This window comes from Rhizobium sp. LjRoot254, assembly GCF_964254105.1.
Lineage (GTDB): Bacteria > Pseudomonadota > Alphaproteobacteria > Rhizobiales > Rhizobiaceae > Rhizobium_E.
In genome coordinates this window covers 2,883,691-2,903,229 of record NZ_CAXUSM020000001.1, presented here as the reverse complement: position 1 = coordinate 2,903,229, position 19,539 = coordinate 2,883,691, and the positions used below count along the sequence as shown (strand labels likewise).

At 61.7% G+C, this 19,539-nt stretch carries 20 protein-coding genes; 9 read left to right on the top strand and 11 right to left on the bottom strand.

Features of this window, described 5'->3' with window-relative positions; translation table 11 throughout:
- Positions 1–15: 15 nt before the first annotated feature.
- Together ACSQ26_RS14290 and ACSQ26_RS14285 are read right to left on the bottom strand one after the other, a co-directional pair.
- Positions 16–1,164 carry an MFS transporter gene (locus ACSQ26_RS14290; protein WP_436009834.1) on the bottom strand — a complete coding sequence of 383 codons (1,149 nt, stop codon included), beginning with the start codon at positions 1,162–1,164 and terminating at the stop codon, positions 16–18.
- A 100-nt stretch (positions 1,165–1,264) separates the two neighbouring features.
- The gene (locus tag ACSQ26_RS14285; protein ID WP_436009832.1) at positions 1,265–2,596 is read right to left on the bottom strand and encodes an Hsp70 family protein; all 1,332 of its coding nucleotides are present in this window, start codon (positions 2,594–2,596) and stop codon (positions 1,265–1,267) included.
- 172 nt (positions 2,597–2,768) lie between these two features.
- Between ACSQ26_RS14285 and ACSQ26_RS14280 the strand changes: the two genes are divergently transcribed.
- Positions 2,769–3,035: a ribbon-helix-helix domain-containing protein gene (locus ACSQ26_RS14280; protein ID WP_436009830.1), complete on the top strand. Its 267-nt coding sequence runs from the start codon at positions 2,769–2,771 to the stop codon at positions 3,033–3,035.
- Positions 3,032–3,406 carry a type II toxin-antitoxin system VapC family toxin gene (locus tag ACSQ26_RS14275; protein WP_436009828.1) on the top strand — a complete coding sequence of 125 codons (375 nt, stop codon included), beginning with the start codon at positions 3,032–3,034 and terminating at the stop codon, positions 3,404–3,406. Before ACSQ26_RS14280 ends, ACSQ26_RS14275 begins: the two co-directional genes overlap by 4 nt.
- A 1-nt stretch (position 3,407) precedes the next feature.
- Here ACSQ26_RS14275 and ACSQ26_RS14270 read toward each other — a convergent pair whose 3' ends face one another.
- Positions 3,408–3,605, bottom strand: a complete 198-nt coding sequence (locus ACSQ26_RS14270; RefSeq protein WP_436009826.1) for a hypothetical protein — start codon at positions 3,603–3,605, stop codon at positions 3,408–3,410.
- Positions 3,606–3,817: 212 nt separating this feature from the next.
- Between ACSQ26_RS14270 and ACSQ26_RS14265 the strand changes: the two genes are divergently transcribed.
- Positions 3,818–5,476, top strand: a complete 1,659-nt coding sequence (locus tag ACSQ26_RS14265; protein ID WP_436009824.1) for an electron transfer flavoprotein-ubiquinone oxidoreductase — start codon at positions 3,818–3,820, stop codon at positions 5,474–5,476.
- A 34-nt stretch (positions 5,477–5,510) separates the two neighbouring features.
- Here the strand turns inward: ACSQ26_RS14265 and ACSQ26_RS14260 are convergent, their stop codons facing one another.
- From ACSQ26_RS14260 to ACSQ26_RS14245, 4 genes are all read right to left on the bottom strand, one after another.
- Positions 5,511–5,762 (bottom strand): type II toxin-antitoxin system VapB family antitoxin, encoded by a 252-nt coding sequence (locus tag ACSQ26_RS14260; RefSeq protein ID WP_436009822.1) that lies wholly within the window; start codon positions 5,760–5,762, stop codon positions 5,511–5,513.
- Between the two features lie 67 nt (positions 5,763–5,829).
- Positions 5,830–7,308 carry an MDR family MFS transporter gene (locus ACSQ26_RS14255; protein ID WP_436009820.1) on the bottom strand — a complete coding sequence of 493 codons (1,479 nt, stop codon included), beginning with the start codon at positions 7,306–7,308 and terminating at the stop codon, positions 5,830–5,832.
- 272 nt (positions 7,309–7,580) lie between these two features.
- Positions 7,581–7,715, bottom strand: coding sequence for a hypothetical protein (locus ACSQ26_RS14250; protein WP_436009818.1), 135 nt, complete (start codon positions 7,713–7,715; stop codon positions 7,581–7,583).
- A complete protein-coding gene (locus ACSQ26_RS14245) occupies positions 7,712–8,980 on the bottom strand; it encodes a hypothetical protein (RefSeq protein ID WP_436009816.1) in 1,269 nt (422 codons plus the stop codon). The genes ACSQ26_RS14250 and ACSQ26_RS14245 overlap by 4 nt, the downstream gene beginning before the upstream one ends.
- A gap of 302 nt (positions 8,981–9,282) precedes the next feature.
- Between ACSQ26_RS14245 and ACSQ26_RS14240 the strand changes: the two genes are divergently transcribed.
- Positions 9,283–9,540: a hypothetical protein gene (locus tag ACSQ26_RS14240; RefSeq protein ID WP_436009814.1), complete on the top strand. Its 258-nt coding sequence runs from the start codon at positions 9,283–9,285 to the stop codon at positions 9,538–9,540.
- A gap of 63 nt (positions 9,541–9,603) precedes the next feature.
- Entirely contained in the window at positions 9,604–10,221 is a 618-nt protein-coding gene (locus ACSQ26_RS14235; RefSeq protein WP_436009812.1) for a L,D-transpeptidase, read from the top strand.
- Here ACSQ26_RS14235 and ACSQ26_RS14230 read toward each other — a convergent pair.
- Complete coding sequence (locus ACSQ26_RS14230; protein WP_436009810.1) at positions 10,218–11,129, bottom strand: DMT family transporter; 912 nt, start codon at positions 11,127–11,129, stop codon at positions 10,218–10,220. The genes ACSQ26_RS14235 and ACSQ26_RS14230 overlap by 4 nt on opposite strands.
- A gap of 127 nt (positions 11,130–11,256) precedes the next feature.
- On the opposite strand from ACSQ26_RS14230, the gene ACSQ26_RS14225 reads away from it, so the two are divergent.
- Complete coding sequence (locus ACSQ26_RS14225; protein ID WP_436009808.1) at positions 11,257–11,781, top strand: Lrp/AsnC family transcriptional regulator; 525 nt, start codon at positions 11,257–11,259, stop codon at positions 11,779–11,781.
- Position 11,782: 1 nt separating this feature from the next.
- Here ACSQ26_RS14225 and ACSQ26_RS14220 read toward each other — a convergent pair whose 3' ends face one another.
- The gene (locus tag ACSQ26_RS14220) at positions 11,783–12,793 is read right to left on the bottom strand and encodes a zinc-binding alcohol dehydrogenase family protein (protein ID WP_436009806.1); all 1,011 of its coding nucleotides are present in this window, start codon (positions 12,791–12,793) and stop codon (positions 11,783–11,785) included.
- A 136-nt stretch (positions 12,794–12,929) separates the two neighbouring features.
- Between ACSQ26_RS14220 and ACSQ26_RS14215 the strand changes: the two genes are divergently transcribed.
- Positions 12,930–13,316 (top strand): winged helix-turn-helix transcriptional regulator, encoded by a 387-nt coding sequence (locus ACSQ26_RS14215; RefSeq protein WP_436009804.1) that lies wholly within the window; start codon positions 12,930–12,932, stop codon positions 13,314–13,316.
- Here ACSQ26_RS14215 and ACSQ26_RS14210 read toward each other — a convergent pair.
- On the bottom strand, positions 13,282–14,535 hold the full coding sequence (locus ACSQ26_RS14210; protein ID WP_436015274.1) for an MFS transporter: 1,254 nt from the start codon (positions 14,533–14,535) through the stop codon (positions 13,282–13,284). The two genes, ACSQ26_RS14215 and ACSQ26_RS14210, sit on opposite strands and share 35 nt — an antisense overlap.
- A 226-nt stretch (positions 14,536–14,761) precedes the next feature.
- On the opposite strand from ACSQ26_RS14210, the gene ACSQ26_RS14205 reads away from it, so the two are divergent.
- Together ACSQ26_RS14205 and ACSQ26_RS14200 are read left to right on the top strand one after the other, a co-directional pair.
- Positions 14,762–15,676 carry a diacylglycerol/lipid kinase family protein gene (locus ACSQ26_RS14205; protein WP_436009802.1) on the top strand — a complete coding sequence of 305 codons (915 nt, stop codon included), beginning with the start codon at positions 14,762–14,764 and terminating at the stop codon, positions 15,674–15,676.
- An 81-nt stretch (positions 15,677–15,757) separates the two neighbouring features.
- A complete protein-coding gene (locus tag ACSQ26_RS14200; RefSeq protein WP_436009800.1) occupies positions 15,758–17,983 on the top strand; it encodes a copper-transporting P-type ATPase in 2,226 nt (741 codons plus the stop codon).
- A gap of 50 nt (positions 17,984–18,033) precedes the next feature.
- On the opposite strand, the gene ACSQ26_RS14195 is transcribed toward ACSQ26_RS14200, so the two are convergent.
- Entirely contained in the window at positions 18,034–19,536 is a 1,503-nt protein-coding gene (locus tag ACSQ26_RS14195) for an AMP nucleosidase (RefSeq protein ID WP_436009798.1), read from the bottom strand.
- Positions 19,537–19,539: the final 3 nt, after the last annotated feature.

Genomic DNA, 19,539 nt, shown 5'->3' with positions numbered 1-19,539 from the left:
AGCGTCCAACTACGCTCACGCCTTGGCCGGACGCCTGAGTATGCGCCACGTCGCATAGACTCCGTAAATGGCGAAGAAGACCGCCAGCACCATGGGCAGACCGCGTGCTCCGGCATTGGCGATGGCCTGGCCGCCGATCAGCGGTCCGAGGATGACGCCCACTCCGTAAAGCACGGTGATGCCCGACGATATCCGGACGAATTCGCCCGGCAGTGCCATGTCGTTGGCATGGGCGACGTTGAGCGAGTAGATCGGAAACATCACCATGCCGGACAGGCAGGCCGCCATGTAGAGCTGGTATTCGTGGCGGGCATCGAGCGTGAACATCCACAGCCCGGCGATCACGCCGAGAATGCAGCAGAACACCATCACCGCACGGCGGTCGACATGGTCCGAAACGCGGCCGAGCGGAAATTGTGCAACGATCGCACCCACGGTGATCGCCGCGATCAGGTTGGCGCCGCCGGTTTCGGTGAGGCCCGACATCTTGGCGAAGACCGCTGCGAAGTTCAGCCATGCGCCTGCGATGACGCCAGACAGAAACGTGCCGACGAAGGCCACTGGCGAGCGCCGCCATAAGCTCTTGAGATCGAAGCCGACTTCGGTTGGCGGTGTCGGCGTCGAAGAGGCCGAGAGCGCGACGGGGAAAACGGCGGAGGCGAGGATGATCGCCGCGACGATGAACAGCGCGGTGTTCATCACATCGCCGAGCGAGGCGATATAGGGTCCGGCGATCGTGCCGCCCATCGCGGTCACCATGTAGACCGAGAACATAAAGCCGCGATATTCGTTTTCGGCCTTCTCGTTGATCCAGCTTTCCATGATCAGGTAGCAACTGGCGATGGCAAAGCCGAACATGCCGCGGAATGCCATCCATGCCCAGAGATCGGCGACCAGCGCGCAGAGCAGGATCGACACCACCATCAGCGCGATATTGGCGGCGAAGACGCGGATATGGCCGGTGAGCCGGATGAACTTCGGGGTGATGAAAGAGGCAAGCGTATAACCCGCCGAATAGACCGCGCCGATCAGTGCGATGTCGGTCGCCGTCCAGCCTTCGCCGAGCGCGCGCAGTGGCACGACATAATTGGCCAGCCCAAAGCCCGACATCAGGATGAAGACCGAGGCAATCAGGCTCGATACCGCGCGTATGCTCGCAATCAAGAGGGGGACTCCATCCGCATAAAGACAAGTTCCAAGGCAGCCGCGTGAATCTCTGTTCTCGCGGCTGCTCCGGTGACGGCTGTCAAACTACTACACCGGTTCAGGCGCGGCTGCCGGATTGCGCCAGCAGCTGGCGCGCGGGCATCGTCGTCCAGTTGGCGATGTCGCCGCGTTCGCCGATCAGCGCCAGGCCGTGGGCGATGGACAGCAGCTCGCCGCCGCTCTCGATCCGGCCGCGGTCGAAACGGTTTTCGAAGATGCGGCGCACGGCGGGCACGAAGCTCGTGCCGCCGGTGAGGAATACCTTGTCGATCGCGCCGGGCAGGGTGCGGGTCTTGACCAGCACCTCGTCGAGCGCACCCTCGATCTGGGCGAGATCACTCGCGATCCAGCCCTCGAAGGCCGGACGCTTGATCACACGCTTCGAATGCGGCCCGAGCGGCGGGAAATAGAACTCGACTTCGTCGGCTTCGGACAGCTTCATCTTAGCCGCCGAGACCGCCTGGTAGAGCGGATAGCCCTCGTCGTGCTCGATCAGCTCGATGAAGGTTTCCAGCCGTTCCGGATCGAGGCTGGAGCGCACCAGCTGCTTGAGGTCCTGGAAGTCCTTCAGCGTCTTGAAGATCGACAGCTGGTTCCATCGGCCGAAATTGGCGTAGTAATTCGACGGGATTTCAAGAACCTTGTCGAAGCTCTTGTAAGAACTGCCCTTGCCGATCTGCGGCGAGACGACGTTGTCGATGATCCGGAAGTCGAAATGATCGCCCGCAATGCCGACGCCGGAATGGCCGAGCGGCACGGCCGTGAGCTTGCCGGCATGGCTCTCGAAACGGATCAGCGAATAGTCGGTCGTGCCGCCGCCGAAATCGGCGACCAGCACCGTGGCGTCCTGCTTCAGGTTCTGGGCGAAGTAGAAGGCTGCCGCCACCGGCTCGTAGACGAAGTGGATCTCAGGAAATCCGAGGCGGTTGAGCGCGTTGTTGTAGCGGTCGAGCGCCAGGTTTTCGTCCGGATTGGACCCGGCGAACTTCACCGGCCGGCCGGTGACGACGCGGCCATAGGTGGCGCCAAAATCCATACCGGCATATTTTTCCAGCCGCTTGAGGAAGATCTCCATCAGATCCTCGAACTGGTGCCGCCGGGCATGGATCAGCGTGCCCTGGAAGACAGCGCTTGCGGCAAAAGTCTTGATCGACTGCAGGAAGCGCGCTTCGCCGGGATTGTCGATGAAGGCGCGGATCGCCGCCGCCCCCGCCTCGACCTTCAAGGCCTGCGCACCGAGCTTGGTATCCTTCATGAAGGACAGGCAGGTCCGCATGCTGTCGGAATGGCCGGCGGAGCTTTCAAAGCCCATCGACCGGGTCGTCTCGCCATCCCTGACGGCGAGCACGGTGTTTGTCGTGCCGAAATCGAGGCCGATTGCCGAGGCCATGGGACGCTCCGGTTGAAATGTGGTTGATGTGGCGATGACTGTGCGGCGCAACAAGGCGCGCGCTGGCGAGCGGGCCTAATGGCACAGCAGGGCCATCATGGCAAGACCAATGCGTTTGACGGGCGCGATCAGCCGGTTTAGATTGATGCGGTACCGGAGCCGAGGCAGTCCGATGAACACGAATGTGACGATCAGCGACGAGCAGATGGAGAAGATCAGGACAATCTCGGCGGAGACCGGAGTGTCCGAGGCCGAACTGGTACGCGAGGCAATTGACAAACTGATTGAGGAGAAGGCGCCTCGCACCGGCAACTGGCGTGAGGCCCTCATGGGCATTTACGGCATCTGGGCGGATCGCGACGATCTGGATGAGCTGTTCCGGGAAGGGCGTGCTCAATTGGAACGCCGACATCGGGAAATGTTTCCGGGTTCTTCATGATCGTCGACAGTTGCATTCTGATCGATGTCTCCCGGAGATTGCCTGCTGCGCTGGACTATCTGGCCGCTCTTGAAGCGTCCGGCATCGTACCGGCTGTAGCGGCCGTGACAGTCACGGAAATCATGCGTGGGGTTCGCATGGATCATGAGAGAGAACTGTTCGAGGCGTTCTTCCAGCGGTGGACGATCATCCCCATTGATCTTGCGATCGCTCTCAAGGCAGCGGAGTTCCTGAAGGCATATCATGCGAGCCATCGTTTGGACATTATTGATGCTTTGATCGCAGCAACGGCAAGCGTTCAAGACGAACCACTTGTTACCCTCAACCTGAAACACTTTCCGATGTTTCCGGGCCTCGCGCGGCCCTACTGACCTACCGCCGCCGCGACCACCACATCACAACCAGCCCGGCCACCACGAGCAGTCCGCCGTAATAAATCCATTGGCTGTTGTTGATCATCGGACTTGTGGCCGGGTAGGGCGCCAGGCCGCTGCCCTGGCCGGCCCAGAGCAGGCCCATGATGACGGCGATGACGCCGGCGAGAAACAGCAAGGTTTTCAATCCGCCCATGGTCTTTCCTCGATTTGCGCAAGCACTGGTGGAATCGAACCTATCCCAGGACAGGCGGCAAGCCAATCGCCTCGGTGCCATGTGCGACGATTGGTGTCCATTTGAGGCTCAGACACAATTGAATTTGCCGCGCATTGGCTCGACAAGCCTGTTTTGTTTTGCCAATAGTCGAACCCTGCCAAATGTAGCTAAGTCCGGACGGGGTTGAGAATATGAGCGAGATGGAACTTCCGGAACGGGAGAGCATGGAATTCGACGTGGTGATCGTGGGCGCTGGGCCTGCGGGGCTTTCGGCTGCGATCCGGCTCAAGCAGGTCAATCCGGACCTCACCGTCGTCGTGCTCGAAAAGGGTGCGGAAGTCGGCGCGCACATTCTCTCCGGCGCGGTGGTCGATCCTATCGGCATCGACAAGCTGTTGCCCGGCTGGCGCGAGGATAGCGAACACCCGTTCAATACCGAAGTCACGGCCGACCACTTCCTGCTGCTCGGTCCCGCCGGCTCGATCCGTCTGCCGAATGTCATGATGCCGCCGTTGATGAACAATCACGGCAATTACATCGTCTCTCTCGGCAACGTCTGTCGCTGGCTAGCGACCAAGGCGGAAGAACTCGGCGTCGAGATTTATCCGGGTTTTGCCGCCACCGAAGTGCTCTATGACGAGAACGGCGCGGTGCGGGGCGTCGCCACTGGCGACATGGGCATCGGCCGCGATGGCGAACCGACCAGCGCCTATGCGCGCGGCATGGAACTGCTCGGCAAATATACGCTGATCGGCGAGGGCGTGCGCGGTTCGCTCGCCAAGCAGCTGATCGCGAAATTCAAGCTCGACGAGGGCCGCGAGCCCCAGAAATTCGGCATCGGCATCAAGGAACTCTGGCAGGTCAAGCCGGAGAACCACAAGCCCGGCCTGGTGCAGCATTCCTTCGGCTGGCCGCTCGACATGCGCACCGGCGGCGGCTCGTTCCTCTACCATCTCGAGGACAATCAGGTCGCCGTCGGCTTCGTGCTGCATCTGAACTACAAGAATCCCTGGATCTATCCGTTCGAGGAGTTCCAGCGCTTCAAGACTCATCCCGCCATTCGCGGCACGTTCGCGGGCGGCAAGCGGCTTTCCTATGGCGCTCGCGCCATCACCGAGGGCGGCTACCAGTCGGTGCCGAAGCTGACATTCCCCGGCGGCTCGCTGATCGGCTGTTCGGCGGGCTTCGTCAACGTGCCGCGCATCAAGGGCTCGCACAACGCGGTGCTGTCGGGCATGCTGGCGGCCGAGAAGATCGCCGCCGCGATCGAGGCGGGACGCGCCAACGACGAGGTCATCGAGATCGAGAACGAATGGCGTTCGACTGATATCGGCAAGGATCTCAAGCGCGTCAGGAACGTCAAGCCCTTGTGGTCGAAGTTCGGCACTTATATCGGCATCGCGCTCGGTGGGCTGGACATGTGGGTCAACCAGATTTTCGGGACGTCTTTCTTCACGCTCAAGCACGGCAAGACCGATGCGGCCTCGCTGGAGCCGGCGGCGAACTACAAGAAGATCGATTACCCCAAGCCCGACGGCGTGCTGACCTTCGACCGGCTGTCCTCGGTCTATCTCTCCAACACCAATCACGAGGAAGACCAGCCGATACATCTTCAGGTCAAGGACGCGGCACTTCAGGTGAAATCCGAACTCGGCGTCTATGGTGGACCGTCCGCCCGCTACTGTCCGGCCGGCGTCTACGAATGGGTGGAGAAGGACGGCAACGAGATCTTCGTCATCAACGCGCAGAACTGCGTCCACTGCAAGACCTGCGACATCAAGGATCCCAACCAGAACATCAACTGGGTGCCCCCTCAGGGCGGCGAGGGGCCGGTCTATCCGAACATGTGATGGGCGTGCGCGCCCGGTTATCGTACCTCGAAATTCAATCGGGCACTCTTTCTCCCGGACCGCCGGGAATGACGTTCTCCATACCTGAGCCGTCTTCTTTCCAGCGCCGTCTGCGTGGGGCAACCAACTCGGGCGAGGAGCCTCCAAGCTGGATCAGGCCGCGCGCGGCTCCGCGCTGGACCAGTGATGTCAAGGCGTGGCGAATGAGGGCGTGCTTATCCTCAATGCCTGTGAATTCCATCGCATCCGCAATGAGTTCGTCGTCTAAGGTCACGGTGATGCGCATCTTCGTCTCCTGAAGTACTCGAATGTACACTCAGTGAGTTCGGAATCCAACGCCCGCCATCCATGCATCACTGCCCCGGCTCAACGCTCGCGCCACCCTCCGGCGCTGGCCTCAGCGACGGCACGAACACACCGGCGACAACAGTCAGGCAGGCGATCAGCACCATGGCTCCGAATGTGAGATGAAGAGAATCCTGCAGCGCCGCCCTGATCGGCGCGACGGCGCTGGCGATCTCGGTCGACCTGTTCAGCAAATCCTGCAACTGGCCGGCGGTGACCGAACTGCCCCCGGTGGAGTGAAGCAGGCCGTAATTCAGCACGGCGCCGAAGAGTGACGCGCCGAGCGTGCTGCCCAGATTGCGCGAGAAAATGTTGGATGCAGTCGCACTTCCCCGTTCGGTCCGGCCGGCGGATGCCTGGATCAGCATCAGCGCCGAAATGCTGGTCAGGCCCATGCCGACGCCGACGATGAGCGATCCAGCCGCGGCGACCAACGGGCTGCTCGCCGGTGTCAGTGACAGGAACAGGCTGCATCCAAGCGGCACGAACACGCTGCCCGTTATCATTAACGGCCTGATGCCGATCTTGTGGAAACTTCTGGCGGCAAAGGTCGCGGCGGCGGGCCAGCCGAGCAGCATGGCCGACAAAGCAAGTCCTGCAACCAGGGCGGAGCGGTTGAGGACGGTCTGGATGTAGATCGGCAGAAACGTCGTCAAGCCCATCATCGCCATGCCGGCGATGAAGGTGACCATGTTGGAACTGGCGATCGGCCGCCTGAGCCACAGGTCTAGCGACAGCATGGGATGCGTCGTGCGGATCTCCTGCCAGATGAACAATCCCAATGCGGCCAGGAACACAGCGCCAGCCGTGATGATGTAGGTCGCGGATGCCTGCTCTATGTTGGTGAGCCCGATCATCAGGGCGCCCACCGCAATTGAAAACAGCACGGCGCCCATCACATCGACCTTCTCGTCGCGACTTTGGAAGTCCTCGCGCAGGAACACGATGAATCCGGCTGCGGCCAGAATGCCGACCGGAATATTGACCCAGAATACCCAGGACCAGGAAACCGCGTCGACAATAATGCTGCCCGCCAACGGTCCAACGACGGCTGACACGGCCCACACACTGGCGAGATATCCCTGGACCTTGCCGCGCTCATGGAGAGGATAGAGATCCGCCACAACAGTCATGGCAACGGGCTGGATCGCGCCGGCACCCAGGCCCTGAAGCAGGCGGAACGCAATCAGCATATGCATGCTCTGGGCAAATCCGGCGAAAATGGTGCCGACGAGGAAGATGGCGATGCCGACGAGCAGCACCGGCTTCCGGCCATAGATATCCGCGAGCCGGCCGAAGATGATCGTGGTCGCCGTCTGTGCCAGCAGAAATGACGAAAACGTCCAGCTGTAGAGGTTGATGTCGCCGAGTTCCGCAGCAATCTGCGGCATGGCGGTAGCGACGATCGTTGCCTCGATGGCGATCATTGCCATGCTTGCCATGACGGCGGCAATGACAAGTGCTCTGTTCGAGCCTTTGGCTGACATGATATGTCCTTGGCGTGGAATTGTCGGTAGCAAATGCGCGTGCGCGCGAAGCAACGTTACTCTAGGCGTCTGGATTGTACAGTCAACCAATTGTGCCCGGGCAAGCCAGTTCGATCTGCATTTTTCGATTCCGCACGGACCTTGCCCGCTATCGCCTCGGCCTGCTATCCCTGTTCAACGCCTTCAAGGGATTTTCGCGGGTCGGCGAAGCTTCGCAGCTCGGCAATCGTGCCTCGCTGCTACTCAGGTGGCTGATGCGGACGACGTGGTCGTCAAGCTGCGTGCGCTGCGTGGTTAAGCGGATCAACAAACGCCTTATCATTGTCCTGGAGTTGCTGTTCAGTACTGCTGCGGCGATACACCTGTTCACAAAGAGCGGCCGCCATCTGTTGATCGATCAAATTCATACGTCACCCCTTGTGCTTTCGAGATAATATTGTCGGTAGCGAAGCAGGTATTGGTCACGCTCGACGATGGTGGGCACGTCGGCGCCAAGACCCCAGCGATCGATCACCCCCTTGACCGGCTCGCCATCGACAGTTGCCCCCGCCGGAACGCTTTCCGCTACCTGCTGGAATTGCCGGGGCCACTCCATCGCGTAACAATAGGCGAAGCCCCGCTTCTTGCCGCCGTCTACCTCGATGCCGGCTGTGGTAATCGACTTCAAAGTCGCATAGGCGGCCGCCCGCTCGTCCGGAAGCTCTGGCCATTTGTTCTGGCTCATCGTCGTGCCGGCGGGGTAGAGAGAGGCGGCGTTTGCAAGATGGGGCAAAGAGAACCCCGCTCTGGCGGAGCCATCGCGCCTCATCGCCCCCCAATCTACATCCCAGATCGAGCCTCCGCCTGACGCAACAATGCGCCCATCGTCTCGCATCATCTCGGCCCCGCCCGGGGTCTGGGCCGCGTCGGCGATTTCGCCACCCAAATCACTCAGTTGCTTCCGGTCGGTTAAGGTCCAATATTTCGGCCGATTCGCCGGCCAGTATTTCCGGACAATCGCCTGCTGCTCCGCGTTGAGCTTCCAGCGCGAATAGGCATAACAATGCCAGCCGAAGGCCGGATGGCTGCGCTTCAGGCCGAGCCGCTTCAGCGTGTCGTCCCATTGTACGGAGTGATACTGGCTGCGCGTGACGGCGTTGGGCGGACCGTTTTCGCGGAAGTCGATGAACTCTTCGCGCGTCGCCTTTTCGATCGTCGCCTTGCCGAAGGTCATCAGCGAATAGGGGCTGTCATAGGCCTCGTCGGACATGTAGGCCGTGCCGAAACCCATCGTGTTGGTATCGTCATAAACGATCATGACCGGCAGAAAATTGCGCGGAACCTCGCCATTTGCAGTCGTGGAGCCGCGGCACGCATCGGGCGGACGCACGACGACGGCCTTGCCATCGCTCATTCGCTGGCCATAGACAGTCGGCGTCATCCCCGGCTCGTAAGTGCCTGAGCCATCCTTGTAGCGAATATTGAGAACACTGCACCCGACAACGATATCGAATTTCTTCGGTTCGCCGCGATAGGTGAAATCGACTTTGAGCCTGAAATACACGCTGCGATCGACTGCCGCCTTTTCAACAAAGCTCGTCGATGAAATCAAGAACCGAGTGACTGGTAGCGACAATACAGCGATGATTCCGAGAAATATCAAACCCGTCGCGATGATAACCAGCTTACGCATCCAGAGCGGCCTCTTCCTTGGTGGTAACATGAGCGCCTGGCTGGCGGCGTATATTTCCTGCTCGCATTAGTGGAGATAGAGGTAGCACGAGGCTAAGTGATCGCAAGTTGTATTTTCGAACCTTTGTTGAATTGCGTTGGGAGCGCTGTCTCGGCTATGCCCGGCACGCCGGGCGTGACCCTCGCCGGGCTCCAATGATTGTGTAGGCTTTATAACTCTTTGGAAGACTTGATCTCCGCCTTGAGTACATTTCACCGTCCTCCGTTCGACCATTGGGCCGTCGAAACACATGGAGGCCTGATATGCTCACCCCGATGTCCATCACCTCGCTTGATCAGGGCAGGGATCTTGCCCATTGGCAGATCGGGCGGCTTTACGCCGAACCCGAACAGCAGATCGAGGAGGAAGCGCCGAATGTGGTAACCGTATCTGAGCCCTCGCGCTGGCATCGCATCGCGACCGCGCTGGTCCGCATGGCGCGTGCTTTGCATGGGCATGAAATGCCGGCAAGTTTAGGTGTTTCATGGACCGCGACAAGCCGAAATCACACGGCCGTTTAACCGGCTGTTAACCATAATTCCTTACTTCTCGTTAGCACTTAGGAGAAGCAAGGGGATATGGGAATGTCGATTTCGCGGCGCGGGTTGTTGCTGGGTTCACTCGCACTCTTGGCTGGCTGCAGCACCAACGGATCGACGCAGCGCGCCAATTATGCGGCGCGGACGGAAGAAGCCCATCCGCTGCCGGCCATGCCGCTCGATAAGATCAAGCCGGAACTGCGCCGCACCGAAGTCGCCTACGAGACCGGCCAGACGCCCGGCACGATCGTCGTCGATACGCCGGCGCGGCGCCTCTATTACATTCTCGGCGACGGCATGGCGATGCGCTACGGTATCGGCGTCGGCCGCGAGGGCCTCGCGCTCTCGGGCAGTGCCTATATCGGCCGCAAGGCTGAATGGCCGAGCTGGACGCCGACGGCCAACATGATCCGCCGCGATCCGGCCAAGAACCGGAGATATGCCGGCGGTGTGCCGGGCGGCCTCGCCAATCCCCTCGGCGCCCGCGCGCTCTATCTCTATCGCGGTGGCGGCGATACGCATTTCCGCATCCACGGCACCAACCAGCCGAGTTCGATCGGCCACGCCATGTCGTCGGGCTGCATCCGCATGCTCAACCACGATGTGATCGATCTATACAGCCGCGTCGACGTCGGTACCAAGGTCTTCGTGATCCAGGCTTAAGCCTTTTTCCGCGACAGGATACCCGTCGACAACAGCACGCCTGCGCCGGTGACGACGGCGGCGGCGATGATCAGCATCCCCACGGGCTCGCCGAGAATCCATGCGCCGGCAAAGGCGGCCGCGACCGGGGTGATCGCGGTATAGGCCGCCGCCTGCGTACCGCCGAGCGTACGCACCGCGTAACCATAGAGGATCATTGTTCCGAGGCCCGAGAGCACGCCTTGCGTCAGCACCTGCAAGCCGATCTCGCGCATGGGTACATCGAAGAAGCCAGTGCCGAAGAAGGGCAGCAGGGCAAGGTTGATGATGGTCGACCAGACGGAGATCAGCGCGCCGCCTTCGAACGCGTTGAGACCGGAATGCTTGAAGGCATGGGTGTAGATCGCAAAGCAGGTCGCCCCCAGCGGGAGAACGACATAGCTCACCCAGGACAACGCATGTCCCGTGAGGCTGCCGGCAAGCAGGATCAAGCCGCCGGCGAGAATCGCGGCCATGCCGAGCTTGCGGGCATTGTCCGGTCGTTCGCCGAGTACCGCCATGCCGATCAGCGCGACGAAGAAGGGCATGGCGCCGGGCAGCAGCACGCCGGCGGCAGAGGCAGGCGTGTGATGCATGCCGAGGGCGACGATCTGGAAGAAGAAGGCGCCGCAGCCCAGCACCATCAAGACAAGCGGCAATTTCGGCGTGTTTTTCGGCCAGAGGCCCGTCCGCAGCCAGAATGGAGCCAGCACGATTGCGGGCACGCCATAGCGCAACAGGCTCAGGTCGAGTGTGGTCAGCGCCGTGCCGAACCCATGGCGCGTGGAGGTGAGCCATGCGGCCCAGATGAAGACCACGCCCAGCGCTGATAGCGCTCCGAGCAGGTTATGGGAGGATCCGGATGTCGTCGTGATTGCTGTATCGCTCATCGTCATCTCCGTTCTTTGGATGTCACGATGGTAGGCGGAAGCGCCGGGGCGTGTCCTTGCGCATTCGGTCTTGAATTTCCATCATGGCGCAATATTATGCCAATGCACATTGCGCAGGAGATGGAAAATGCCAAAGCTTGATGCATTCGATCTCGCCATCCTCTCCAACTTGCAGGAGAATGGCCGCGCTGCCAACGTCGATATTGCCGAGGCGGTGCACCTGTCGCCATCGCCCTGCCTGCGGCGAATCCGCAATCTTGAGGAGCAAGGCGTGATCCGCGGCTATCGCGCCGACATAGACCGGACCAAAGTCGGGCTTGGACTGACGGTCTTCGTCGAAATGAAGGTCGGTGGACATAACAAGGAGAGCGCCAACCGCTTCCAGGAAGTGCTGGCCGAAGTGCCGGAGGTGATCTCCTGTTTCATGATCTCGGGCAGCGCCGATTTCCTCGCGGAGGTCGTCGTCGAGGATCTGCCGGCCTATGAGCGCGTGCTGACCGACAAGCTTTTGACGCTGCCCTTCGTCGTCGACATCCGCTCCAACTTCGCGATCCGCACGGTCAAGACCGCTGGGCCGCTGAAGCTGCCGGGCACCGGTGAGAGCGTCCGGAAGTCTTCAGGCGACCCGTTCGATGAGCTTTTCAAGAAGTAACTCAGAAGCCTTCGAGCACGATCTTGCCGATCGTCGTATGGCTCTCGATCTGCCGATGGGCGCGCCGGAGATTGGCGGCATTGATCGTGCCGTAGCTTTCGGCCGCCGTGGTCCTGATCTTTCCTGCATCGACGAGTTCCGAGACCTGATTGAGAAGCCGGTGCTGCTCGATCATGTCTGATGTGCCGAAGACCGCGCGGGTGAACATCGACTCCCAGCGGACCGAGGCGGACTTGCCCTTGAACGGCTTGATGTTGAGCTCGACGGGATCGTCGATCAGGCCGAAGCGGCCTTGCGGCGCGATGATTTCGGCGATGCCGGCGACATGCTGGTCGGTATGCGTGGTCGAGAAGACGAAGCCGGGCGTGATGCCAAGTGCCTTGAACTGCTCGGGCAGGGGCTTGCTGTGGCTGACTACGTGATGCGCGCCAAGCGACTTGACCCATTCGGCTGTCTCCGGACGCGAAGAGGTGGCGATGACCGTCAGGTCGGTCAGCTGGCGCGCGAGTTGGATGGCGATGGAACTCACGCCACCGGCGCCGCCGATAATCAGGATCGACCGGAAGTCGCCGGGAACCGGATCCTTCACCTGCAGCCGGTCGAACAGCATCTCATAGGCCGTGATCGAGGTGAGGGGCAGGGCGGCGGCTTGCGCGAAGTTCAGCGACTTGGGCTTGCGACCGACGATGCGCTCGTCGACCAGATGATATTCGGCGTTCGTCCCATCTCGATTGATGACGCCGGCGTAAAAGACCTCGTCACCCGGCTTGAAGAGTGTAACATCACTGCCAACTGATTTGACGACACCGGCGGCATCGTAGCCCAGTTGCACCAGCCCGCCCGGCGCCGCTTCGCGGCTCTTGCGCACCTTGGTATCGACCGGGTTGACCGAGATCGCCTTGATCTCCACCAAAAGGTCATGGCCCTTGGCCTCCGGCATCGGCCGCTCGACATCGACGAGCGAGGTCTCGGAGGAAATGTCCTGGGGCTTTTCGTAAGCGACTGCGCGCATGATTGGTCTCCTTCAATGTTGTCGAGAAGGTAGATGCGCATTATCTATCGGGAACGCAAGAATGCACATTTTGTGTATATAGGTACAAAAAGGATACCGTGAATTCAGCGGCATCCGCAAACGGAAGGCTTACCCCATGTCCCGTCCGCGCGCCAAGCTCACCAACAATTTCCCCGGCTGCCCGGTGGAATCGACGCTGACTTTTCTCGACGGCAAATGGAAGGGCGTCATCCTCTTCCACCTCTTCGATGGCACGCATCGGTTCAGCGAATTGAAGCGGAAGCTGAAGTCGATCACTCAGCGCATGCTGACCAAGCAGTTGCGGGAACTGGAAGAGGCGGGGCTGGTGTCGCGCACCGTGCATCCGGTCGTGCCGCCGCATGTCGATTATGCGCTGACGCCGCTGGGCAAGAGCATGGAGCCGGTGATCCGGGCGCTCGCCACCTGGGGCGAGCAGCATGTCGTCTGCCGGGATGGCGAGAAGTTCGTTATTCCGCCGCTTGCGGAAGTTGCGGCCGCATAGAACGCGTCGGGCTCTTGCGTTCGAGCCAGACCGAAAGGCCGAAGATACCCAGGCCGATAATCGACAGGACCACACCGACCCAGCCGGTCGCGGCATAGCCGAAACCCATGGCGATGACCACGCCGCCGAGCCATGCGCCGATGGCGTTGGCGACGTTGAAGGCAGAATGCATCGAGGCTGCGGCCATGGTCTGGCCATCGGCCGCGACATCCATCAGCCGTGTCTGCACGGCAGGACCCGCCGCAAAGCCGCAGCCGATCAGGAAAACCGACAGGCAGAGCAGCCACACGCTGCCGGCACCGAGCGCAAACATCGTCATGACGACCATGTTCATCACCAGCATGCTGCCGATCGTGCCCATCAGGAACATGTCGGCAAGCTTGGAGCCGATGAGATTGCCGATATTCATGCCGACGCCGAAAATCACCATGACCACAGGCACCATGCCGACGGAGAGCAGCGTCACTTCGGTCACCGTCAGCGCGATATAGCTGAAAATGGCGAACATGCCGCCGAAGCCGGTGGCGGCAATGGCGAGCGTCAACCACACTTGCGGGCGGGTGAAGGCACCGAGTTCGCGAGCAATGCTGGCGCCTTCGACCACGCGGTCCTGCGGCAGGTAGATCCAGATCAGCGTCACGGTCAGCGCCGCGATCAGGCCGACCGCCCAGAACATCACTTCCCAGGACAGCGCCTGGCCGAAGAAGGCCATGACGGGCGTGCCGGCCAGCGTCGCGACCGTCAGGCCGAGCATGACCTTGCCGACAGCGCGCACGCGATAGTGCAGCGGCACCATGGAGGCGGCGACCAGCGCGCCGACGCCGAAATAGGCGCCATGCGGCAGGCCGGACAGGAAACGCAGGATCGTGAACGAAGTGAAATCTGGCGCGGCCGCGCTCAGGATATTGGTGACCGCAAAGAAGCCCATCAGCAGGAGCAGTAGCGGCCGCCGCGCCATTTTAGCCGCCATGATCGCGATCAACGGCGCGCCGACGACCACGCCCAGTGCATAGGCGCTGATCACATAGCCCGCGACAGGTGTCGAGACGGAGAAGGTGGCGGCAACGTTGGGCAGCAGGCCCATGATGGCGAACTCGCCCGTTCCGATCGCAAAGCCGCCGACTGCGAGCGCGAACAACACCAGCGCCACCTGCAGCTTGGAATAGCTTGCCGCGGGTTCCGCCTGGTCGAGCGAATCGGAATAGGCCATATCGGTCACGAGCGGCATGCTTTCTGTCTTGGAGCGCTTCCGGATGGCCGGAGAAAATCGGGGTTTGCCAGGCACGGCCTGTGAATCCGCGATTGGTCATACGATATAACAAGAAGCTTCGCTGAGCGTAAAGCTTTTGTTGCGGCGCACAAAGCCGCGCGCGGCGCGGAACCGGCCTTCCCCGTCACGCGTTTCTATGGGATTGATCGGAAAATCCGATTTTCAGGGCGAATTCATGCATTTCAAAGCGTATTTCAACCGGGACGGCGGTACTTTCCGGACCATCGACATGCCGGCCTATGTGCAGAAGGCAGAGCAGGTATTCCGTGATGCGGGACATGAGATCGAGTGCCATGTGATCGGCGGCAAGGAAATCGTCCGTGCGATCGAGAAAGGCGCGTCTGAGCAGGGCACTGAGGGTCTGATCGCCGGCGGCGGCGACGGCACGATCTCGACCGCGGCGGGCATTGCCTGGAAAGCGGACCTGCCGCTGGGCATCGTTCCGGCCGGCACGATGAATCTGTTTGCGCGCTCGCTGAAACTGCCGCTCGATATCTGGGCTGTCCTCGACGTGCTCGCCAGGGGAAGGGTGGAGCATGTCGATATCGGCACCGCCGACGGCCGGCCGTTCGTGCATCAATTTTCGGCCGGCATGCATGCCCGGATGGTTCGCCTTCGCGACGCGATGACCTATGCCTCCCGCTTCGGCAAGATCGCGGCCAATGTGCGGGCCTCGGTCGGCGTGGTGCTCGATCCACCACAGTTCGAGGTGGAGTTCGATGTTGACGGACATCGTGAACATCGCATGGTCTCGGCCGTTTCCGTGTCCAACAATCCTCGCGGCAACAACAGCTTGTTGTTCTCGGAAGAGATCAATACGGGTGAACTCGGCTTCTACCTCACCGATGCGTTGCGGCCGGCAGGTGCGGCCAAGCTGGCCATTGATATCCTGCGCGGCAGGATGCGCCAGAACACCGCTATCACCGAGATGCGCGCGCGTTCGGTCGACCTGCATTTCCCCAAGCTCTACCGCAAGGCCAATTGCGTGCTCGACGGCGAGTTGATGCCGCTCGGCCGCAATGTGTCGCTCCGGCTGCATGCAGGGGCGCTGAAGGTCATCGTGCCGGAAAATATACCTGTCATGCCCTGATCTTGTTCCAGATCAAGGTCACAGGATGCCTCCGGCGTGATACCGTCCGCCATATCGGCGACGCGGGCGGATGGAGCATTCATGGCTACTCACGAAAATCACCCGAACCATGTGCATCATGGCCATCACGGGCATGAGCATCACGACGCCCATGGCGCATATACGCCACAATCGGCCCGGATGCTGCCTGAGGGAACGGTCTATACCTGCCCCATGCATCCCGAAATCCGGCGGATGGCGCCCGGCAATTGCCCGATCTGCGGTATGGCCCTCGAACCGGAAGTGGCGACGCTCGACCAGGGGCCGAGCGCCGAATATCTCGACATGAGAAGACGGTTCCTGATCGGCCTCGCGCTGGCGCTGCCGGTCTTCGTGCTCGAAATGGGCGGTCATCTCTTCGATCTGCACATGATCGTCGGACAGCAGCAATCGAACTGGATTCAACTGGTTCTCGCAACCCCCGTGGTTTTGTGGGCCGGATGGCCGTTTTTCGAACGGGCCTGGACGTCGCTGGTCACCCGCCATCTCAACATGTTCACGCTGATCGCCATGGGCACCGGCGTCGCCTGGCTCTATAGCGTCGTGGCGACCGTCGCGCCCGGTATTTTCCCACCGACCTTCCAGGAGATGGACGGATCGGTGGCGATCTATTTCGAGGCGGCGGCGGTCATCACCGTACTCGTTCTGCTGGGTCAGGTCCTGGAATTGAGGGCACGCGAACAGACCGGCGGTGCGATCCGGGCGCTTCTCGACCTCGCGCCGAAAATGGCGCGGCGAGTACACGATGACGGCGCCGAGGAGGATGTTTCCCTCGATGCCGTCAATGTCGGTGATCGCCTTCGGGTGCGTCCCGGCGAAAAGGTGCCCGTCGACGGCACGCTGGTCGAGGGCCGCAGTTCGGTCGATGAATCGATGATCACCGGCGAATCCATGCCGGTAACCAAGGAAGAGGGCGCCCGGCTGATCGGCGGCACAATGAACCAGACGGGCGGTTTCCTGATGGAGGCCGGCAAGGTCGGCCGTGACACTGTGCTCTCCCAGATCGTCCAGATGGTCGCGAATGCCCAGCGGTCGCGTGCCCCCATCCAGCGGCTGGCCGACGATGTATCTGGCTGGTTCGTGCCGGCCGTCATCGCGATTGCCGTCATGGCGTTCGTCGTCTGGATGGCGGTCGGGCCGGAACCGCGCTTCGCGCATGGGCTGGTGGCGGCGGTCGCCGTCCTCATCATCGCATGCCCCTGTGCGCTGGGTCTCGCCACGCCGATGTCTATCATGGTCGGTGTCGGCCGCGGCGCGGGGCTCGGCGTGCTCATCAAAAATGCCGAGGCTCTCGAACGCCTTGAAAAGATCGATACCCTCGTGGTCGACAAAACGGGCACGCTGACCGAGGGGCGGCCGAAAGTCACCACGATCAGGACCGTCGAAGGTGTCGACGAAAACGAATTCCTCCGCCTCGCGGCAACGCTCGAACGGCCGAGCGAACATCCGCTGGCCGCCGCCATCGTCGATGCCGCCGGCGAACGGAAGCTGTCCCCCGGCAGCGTGAGCGGCTTCGACAGCCCCTTGGGCAAGGGCGTCACCGGCATCGTCGAGGGCAAGAGCCTGGTGATCGGCAGCCTTCGCATCATGGCCGAGGCGCATATCGATCTGTCGGTTCTGGCAAGGGAGGCCGAGCGGCTCCGGGGCGACGGCGCGACCGTCATCTTCATGAGCATCGATGGCCGGCTGGCCGGTCTGATGGCGATCGCCGATCCTGTCAAGACGACGACGCCGGCAGCGCTCGCGGCCCTCAGGCAGGCCGGCATCCGCGTGGTGATGCTCACCGGCGACAACAAGACAACTGCGGCGGCCGTGGCACGCGACCTGGGCATAGACGAGGTCGAAGCCGAAGTGCTGCCCGAGAACAAGGCGGAGATCGTCGAGCGATTACGATCGGAAGGCCGCGTCGTGGCCATGGCCGGCGACGGCGTCAACGATGCACCGGCGCTCGCGGCAGCCGATGTCGGCATAGCGATGGGAACCGGAACCGATGTGGCGATCGAGAGCGCCGGTGTCACGCTGCTGAAAGGCGATCTCCTGGGTCTGGTCAAGGCCCGGCAACTCAGCCACGCCACGATGAGCAATATTCGCCAGAACCTGTTCTTCGCCTTCGTCTACAATGCCGCCGGCGTGCCGATCGCCGCTGGCATTCTTTATCCGGCGTTCGGGCTTCTGCTATCGCCCGTTCTGGCAGCGGCGGCCATGGCGCTCTCTTCCGTCAGTGTGATCGGAAACGCGCTCAGGCTGCGCGGGGCCAAGATTTCGTGACACGACGCGCCGGCCTGTCCCAAGGCGCGCCGGTCAAGTGCGCCGTAACATCACTGGAAAGCCGTCTCGAAGAAGCTCCTGAGCTTGCGCGAATGAAGCTGTGCGGCAGGCATGGCGGATAGCTTTTCGAGCGCCAGGATGCCGATCCTCAGATGCTGGTTGACTTGGTTCTTGTAGAAGGCGGTGGCCATGCCCGGCAGTTTGAGCTCGCCATGCAGCGGCTTGTCGGACACGCAGAGCAGCGTGCCATAGGGCACCCGGAAGCGGAAGCCGTTGGCGGCGATGGTTGCCGATTCCATGTCGAGCGCGATGGCGCGCGCCTGGCTGAGCCGCTTGACCGGTCCGCGCTGGTCACGCAGTTCCCAGTTGCGGTTGTCGATCGTCGCCACGGTGCCGGTGCGCATGATGCGCTTGAGCTCATAGCCGTCATAGCCGGTCACGTCGGCCACCGCATCCTGCAGCGCCTGCTGGACCTCGGCGAGCGCCGGAATCGGCACCCAGAGCGGCAGGTCGTCGTCCAGAACGTGATCCTCGCGCATATAGGCATGCGCGAGCACATAATCGCCCAGCGTCTGGCTGTTGCGCAGGCCGGCGCAATGGCCGAGCATCAGCCAGGCATGCGGCCTGAGCACCGCCACGTGGTCGGTGATCGTCTTGGCATTCGATGGCCCGATGCCGATATTGACCAGCGTAATGCCCGCATGGCCCTTCTTCTTGAGGTGGTAGGCCGGCATCTGCGGCAGTCGGGTGGCAGGCACGCCGGATTGCGGTTCGCTGAAACCCGGCGGCGTGACGGCATTGCCGGGCTCGACGAATTCGGCATAGCCATTGCCGCCCTCGGCCATCATCTGGCGCGCCCAGGCGCAGAACTCATCGACATAGAACTGGTAGTTCGTAAACAGCACGAAGTTCTGGAAATGCTTGGCGCGCGTGGCGGTGTAATGGCTGAGCCGCGCCAGCGAATAATCGATGCGTTGCGCGGTGAAGGGTGCCAGCGGACGCGGACCACCCGGCGGCGGTTCGTATTCGCCATTGGCGATCTCATCATCCGTGGTGGCAAGATCGGGCGTGTCGAAGAGATCACGCAGCGGCACATCGAGGGTGTTGGCGGCACTCGCCTCCACATGCGCGCCCTCGCCGTAGGCGAAATGCAGGGGGATCGGCGTCGCCGATTCCGAGATCGTTACCGGCAGGCCATGATTGACGATAAGCTGGCCGATCTGGGTCTTGAGGTAATGCCGGAATAGCTTCGGCTGCGTGATCGTGGTGGAATAGAGCCCGGGCTCGCTGAGGAAGCCATAGGGCAGGCGGGAGTCGATGCGATCGTAGCGCAGGGTCTCCATGCGGACTTCGGGATAATAGGCCCGGTAGCGCTTGTGCGGCTGGCCGCCCTTGATCACCGCCTCGAAACTGTCGCGCAGGAAGGCGGTGTTGCGGTCGTAGAGCCCTTCGAGCGCGTCGACCGCGGCAGTCGCGTCGTGGAATGCGGCCGATGGGAAATTCTCAGGGGTGACGGTGTCGAGGAGGGACGTGGAGAGGATTCGCTTTGCCATGTG

Bases quoted from the DNA above. Each gene is read 5' to 3' on its own strand.
- ACSQ26_RS14285 (WP_436009832.1), bottom strand. From the start codon at position 2,596: ATGGCCTCGGCAATCGGCCTCGATTTCGGCACGACAAACACCGTGCTC.
- ACSQ26_RS14245 (WP_436009816.1), bottom strand. From the start codon at position 8,980: ATGCGTAAGCTGGTTATCATCGCGACGGGTTTGATATTTCTCGGAATC.
- ACSQ26_RS14215 (WP_436009804.1), top strand. From the start codon at position 12,930: ATGTCCCGTCCGCGCGCCAAGCTCACCAACAATTTCCCCGGCTGCCCG.
- ACSQ26_RS14270 (WP_436009826.1), bottom strand. From the start codon at position 3,605: ATGGGCGGATTGAAAACCTTGCTGTTTCTCGCCGGCGTCATCGCCGTC.
- ACSQ26_RS14250 (WP_436009818.1), bottom strand. From the start codon at position 7,715: ATGAATTTGATCGATCAACAGATGGCGGCCGCTCTTTGTGAACAGGTG.
- ACSQ26_RS14235 (WP_436009812.1), top strand. From the start codon at position 9,604: ATGTCGATTTCGCGGCGCGGGTTGTTGCTGGGTTCACTCGCACTCTTG.
- ACSQ26_RS14240 (WP_436009814.1), top strand. From the start codon at position 9,283: ATGCTCACCCCGATGTCCATCACCTCGCTTGATCAGGGCAGGGATCTT.
- ACSQ26_RS14195 (WP_436009798.1), bottom strand. From the start codon at position 19,536: ATGGCAAAGCGAATCCTCTCCACGTCCCTCCTCGACACCGTCACCCCT.
- ACSQ26_RS14275 (WP_436009828.1), top strand. From the start codon at position 3,032: ATGATCGTCGACAGTTGCATTCTGATCGATGTCTCCCGGAGATTGCCT.
- ACSQ26_RS14200 (WP_436009800.1), top strand. From the start codon at position 15,758: ATGGCTACTCACGAAAATCACCCGAACCATGTGCATCATGGCCATCAC.
- ACSQ26_RS14205 (WP_436009802.1), top strand. From the start codon at position 14,762: ATGCATTTCAAAGCGTATTTCAACCGGGACGGCGGTACTTTCCGGACC.
- ACSQ26_RS14225 (WP_436009808.1), top strand. From the start codon at position 11,257: ATGCCAAAGCTTGATGCATTCGATCTCGCCATCCTCTCCAACTTGCAG.
- ACSQ26_RS14220 (WP_436009806.1), bottom strand. From the start codon at position 12,793: ATGCGCGCAGTCGCTTACGAAAAGCCCCAGGACATTTCCTCCGAGACC.
- ACSQ26_RS14280 (WP_436009830.1), top strand. From the start codon at position 2,769: ATGAACACGAATGTGACGATCAGCGACGAGCAGATGGAGAAGATCAGG.
- ACSQ26_RS14255 (WP_436009820.1), bottom strand. From the start codon at position 7,308: ATGTCAGCCAAAGGCTCGAACAGAGCACTTGTCATTGCCGCCGTCATG.
- ACSQ26_RS14230 (WP_436009810.1), bottom strand. From the start codon at position 11,129: ATGAGCGATACAGCAATCACGACGACATCCGGATCCTCCCATAACCTG.
- ACSQ26_RS14260 (WP_436009822.1), bottom strand. From the start codon at position 5,762: ATGCGCATCACCGTGACCTTAGACGACGAACTCATTGCGGATGCGATG.
- ACSQ26_RS14265 (WP_436009824.1), top strand. From the start codon at position 3,818: ATGAGCGAGATGGAACTTCCGGAACGGGAGAGCATGGAATTCGACGTG.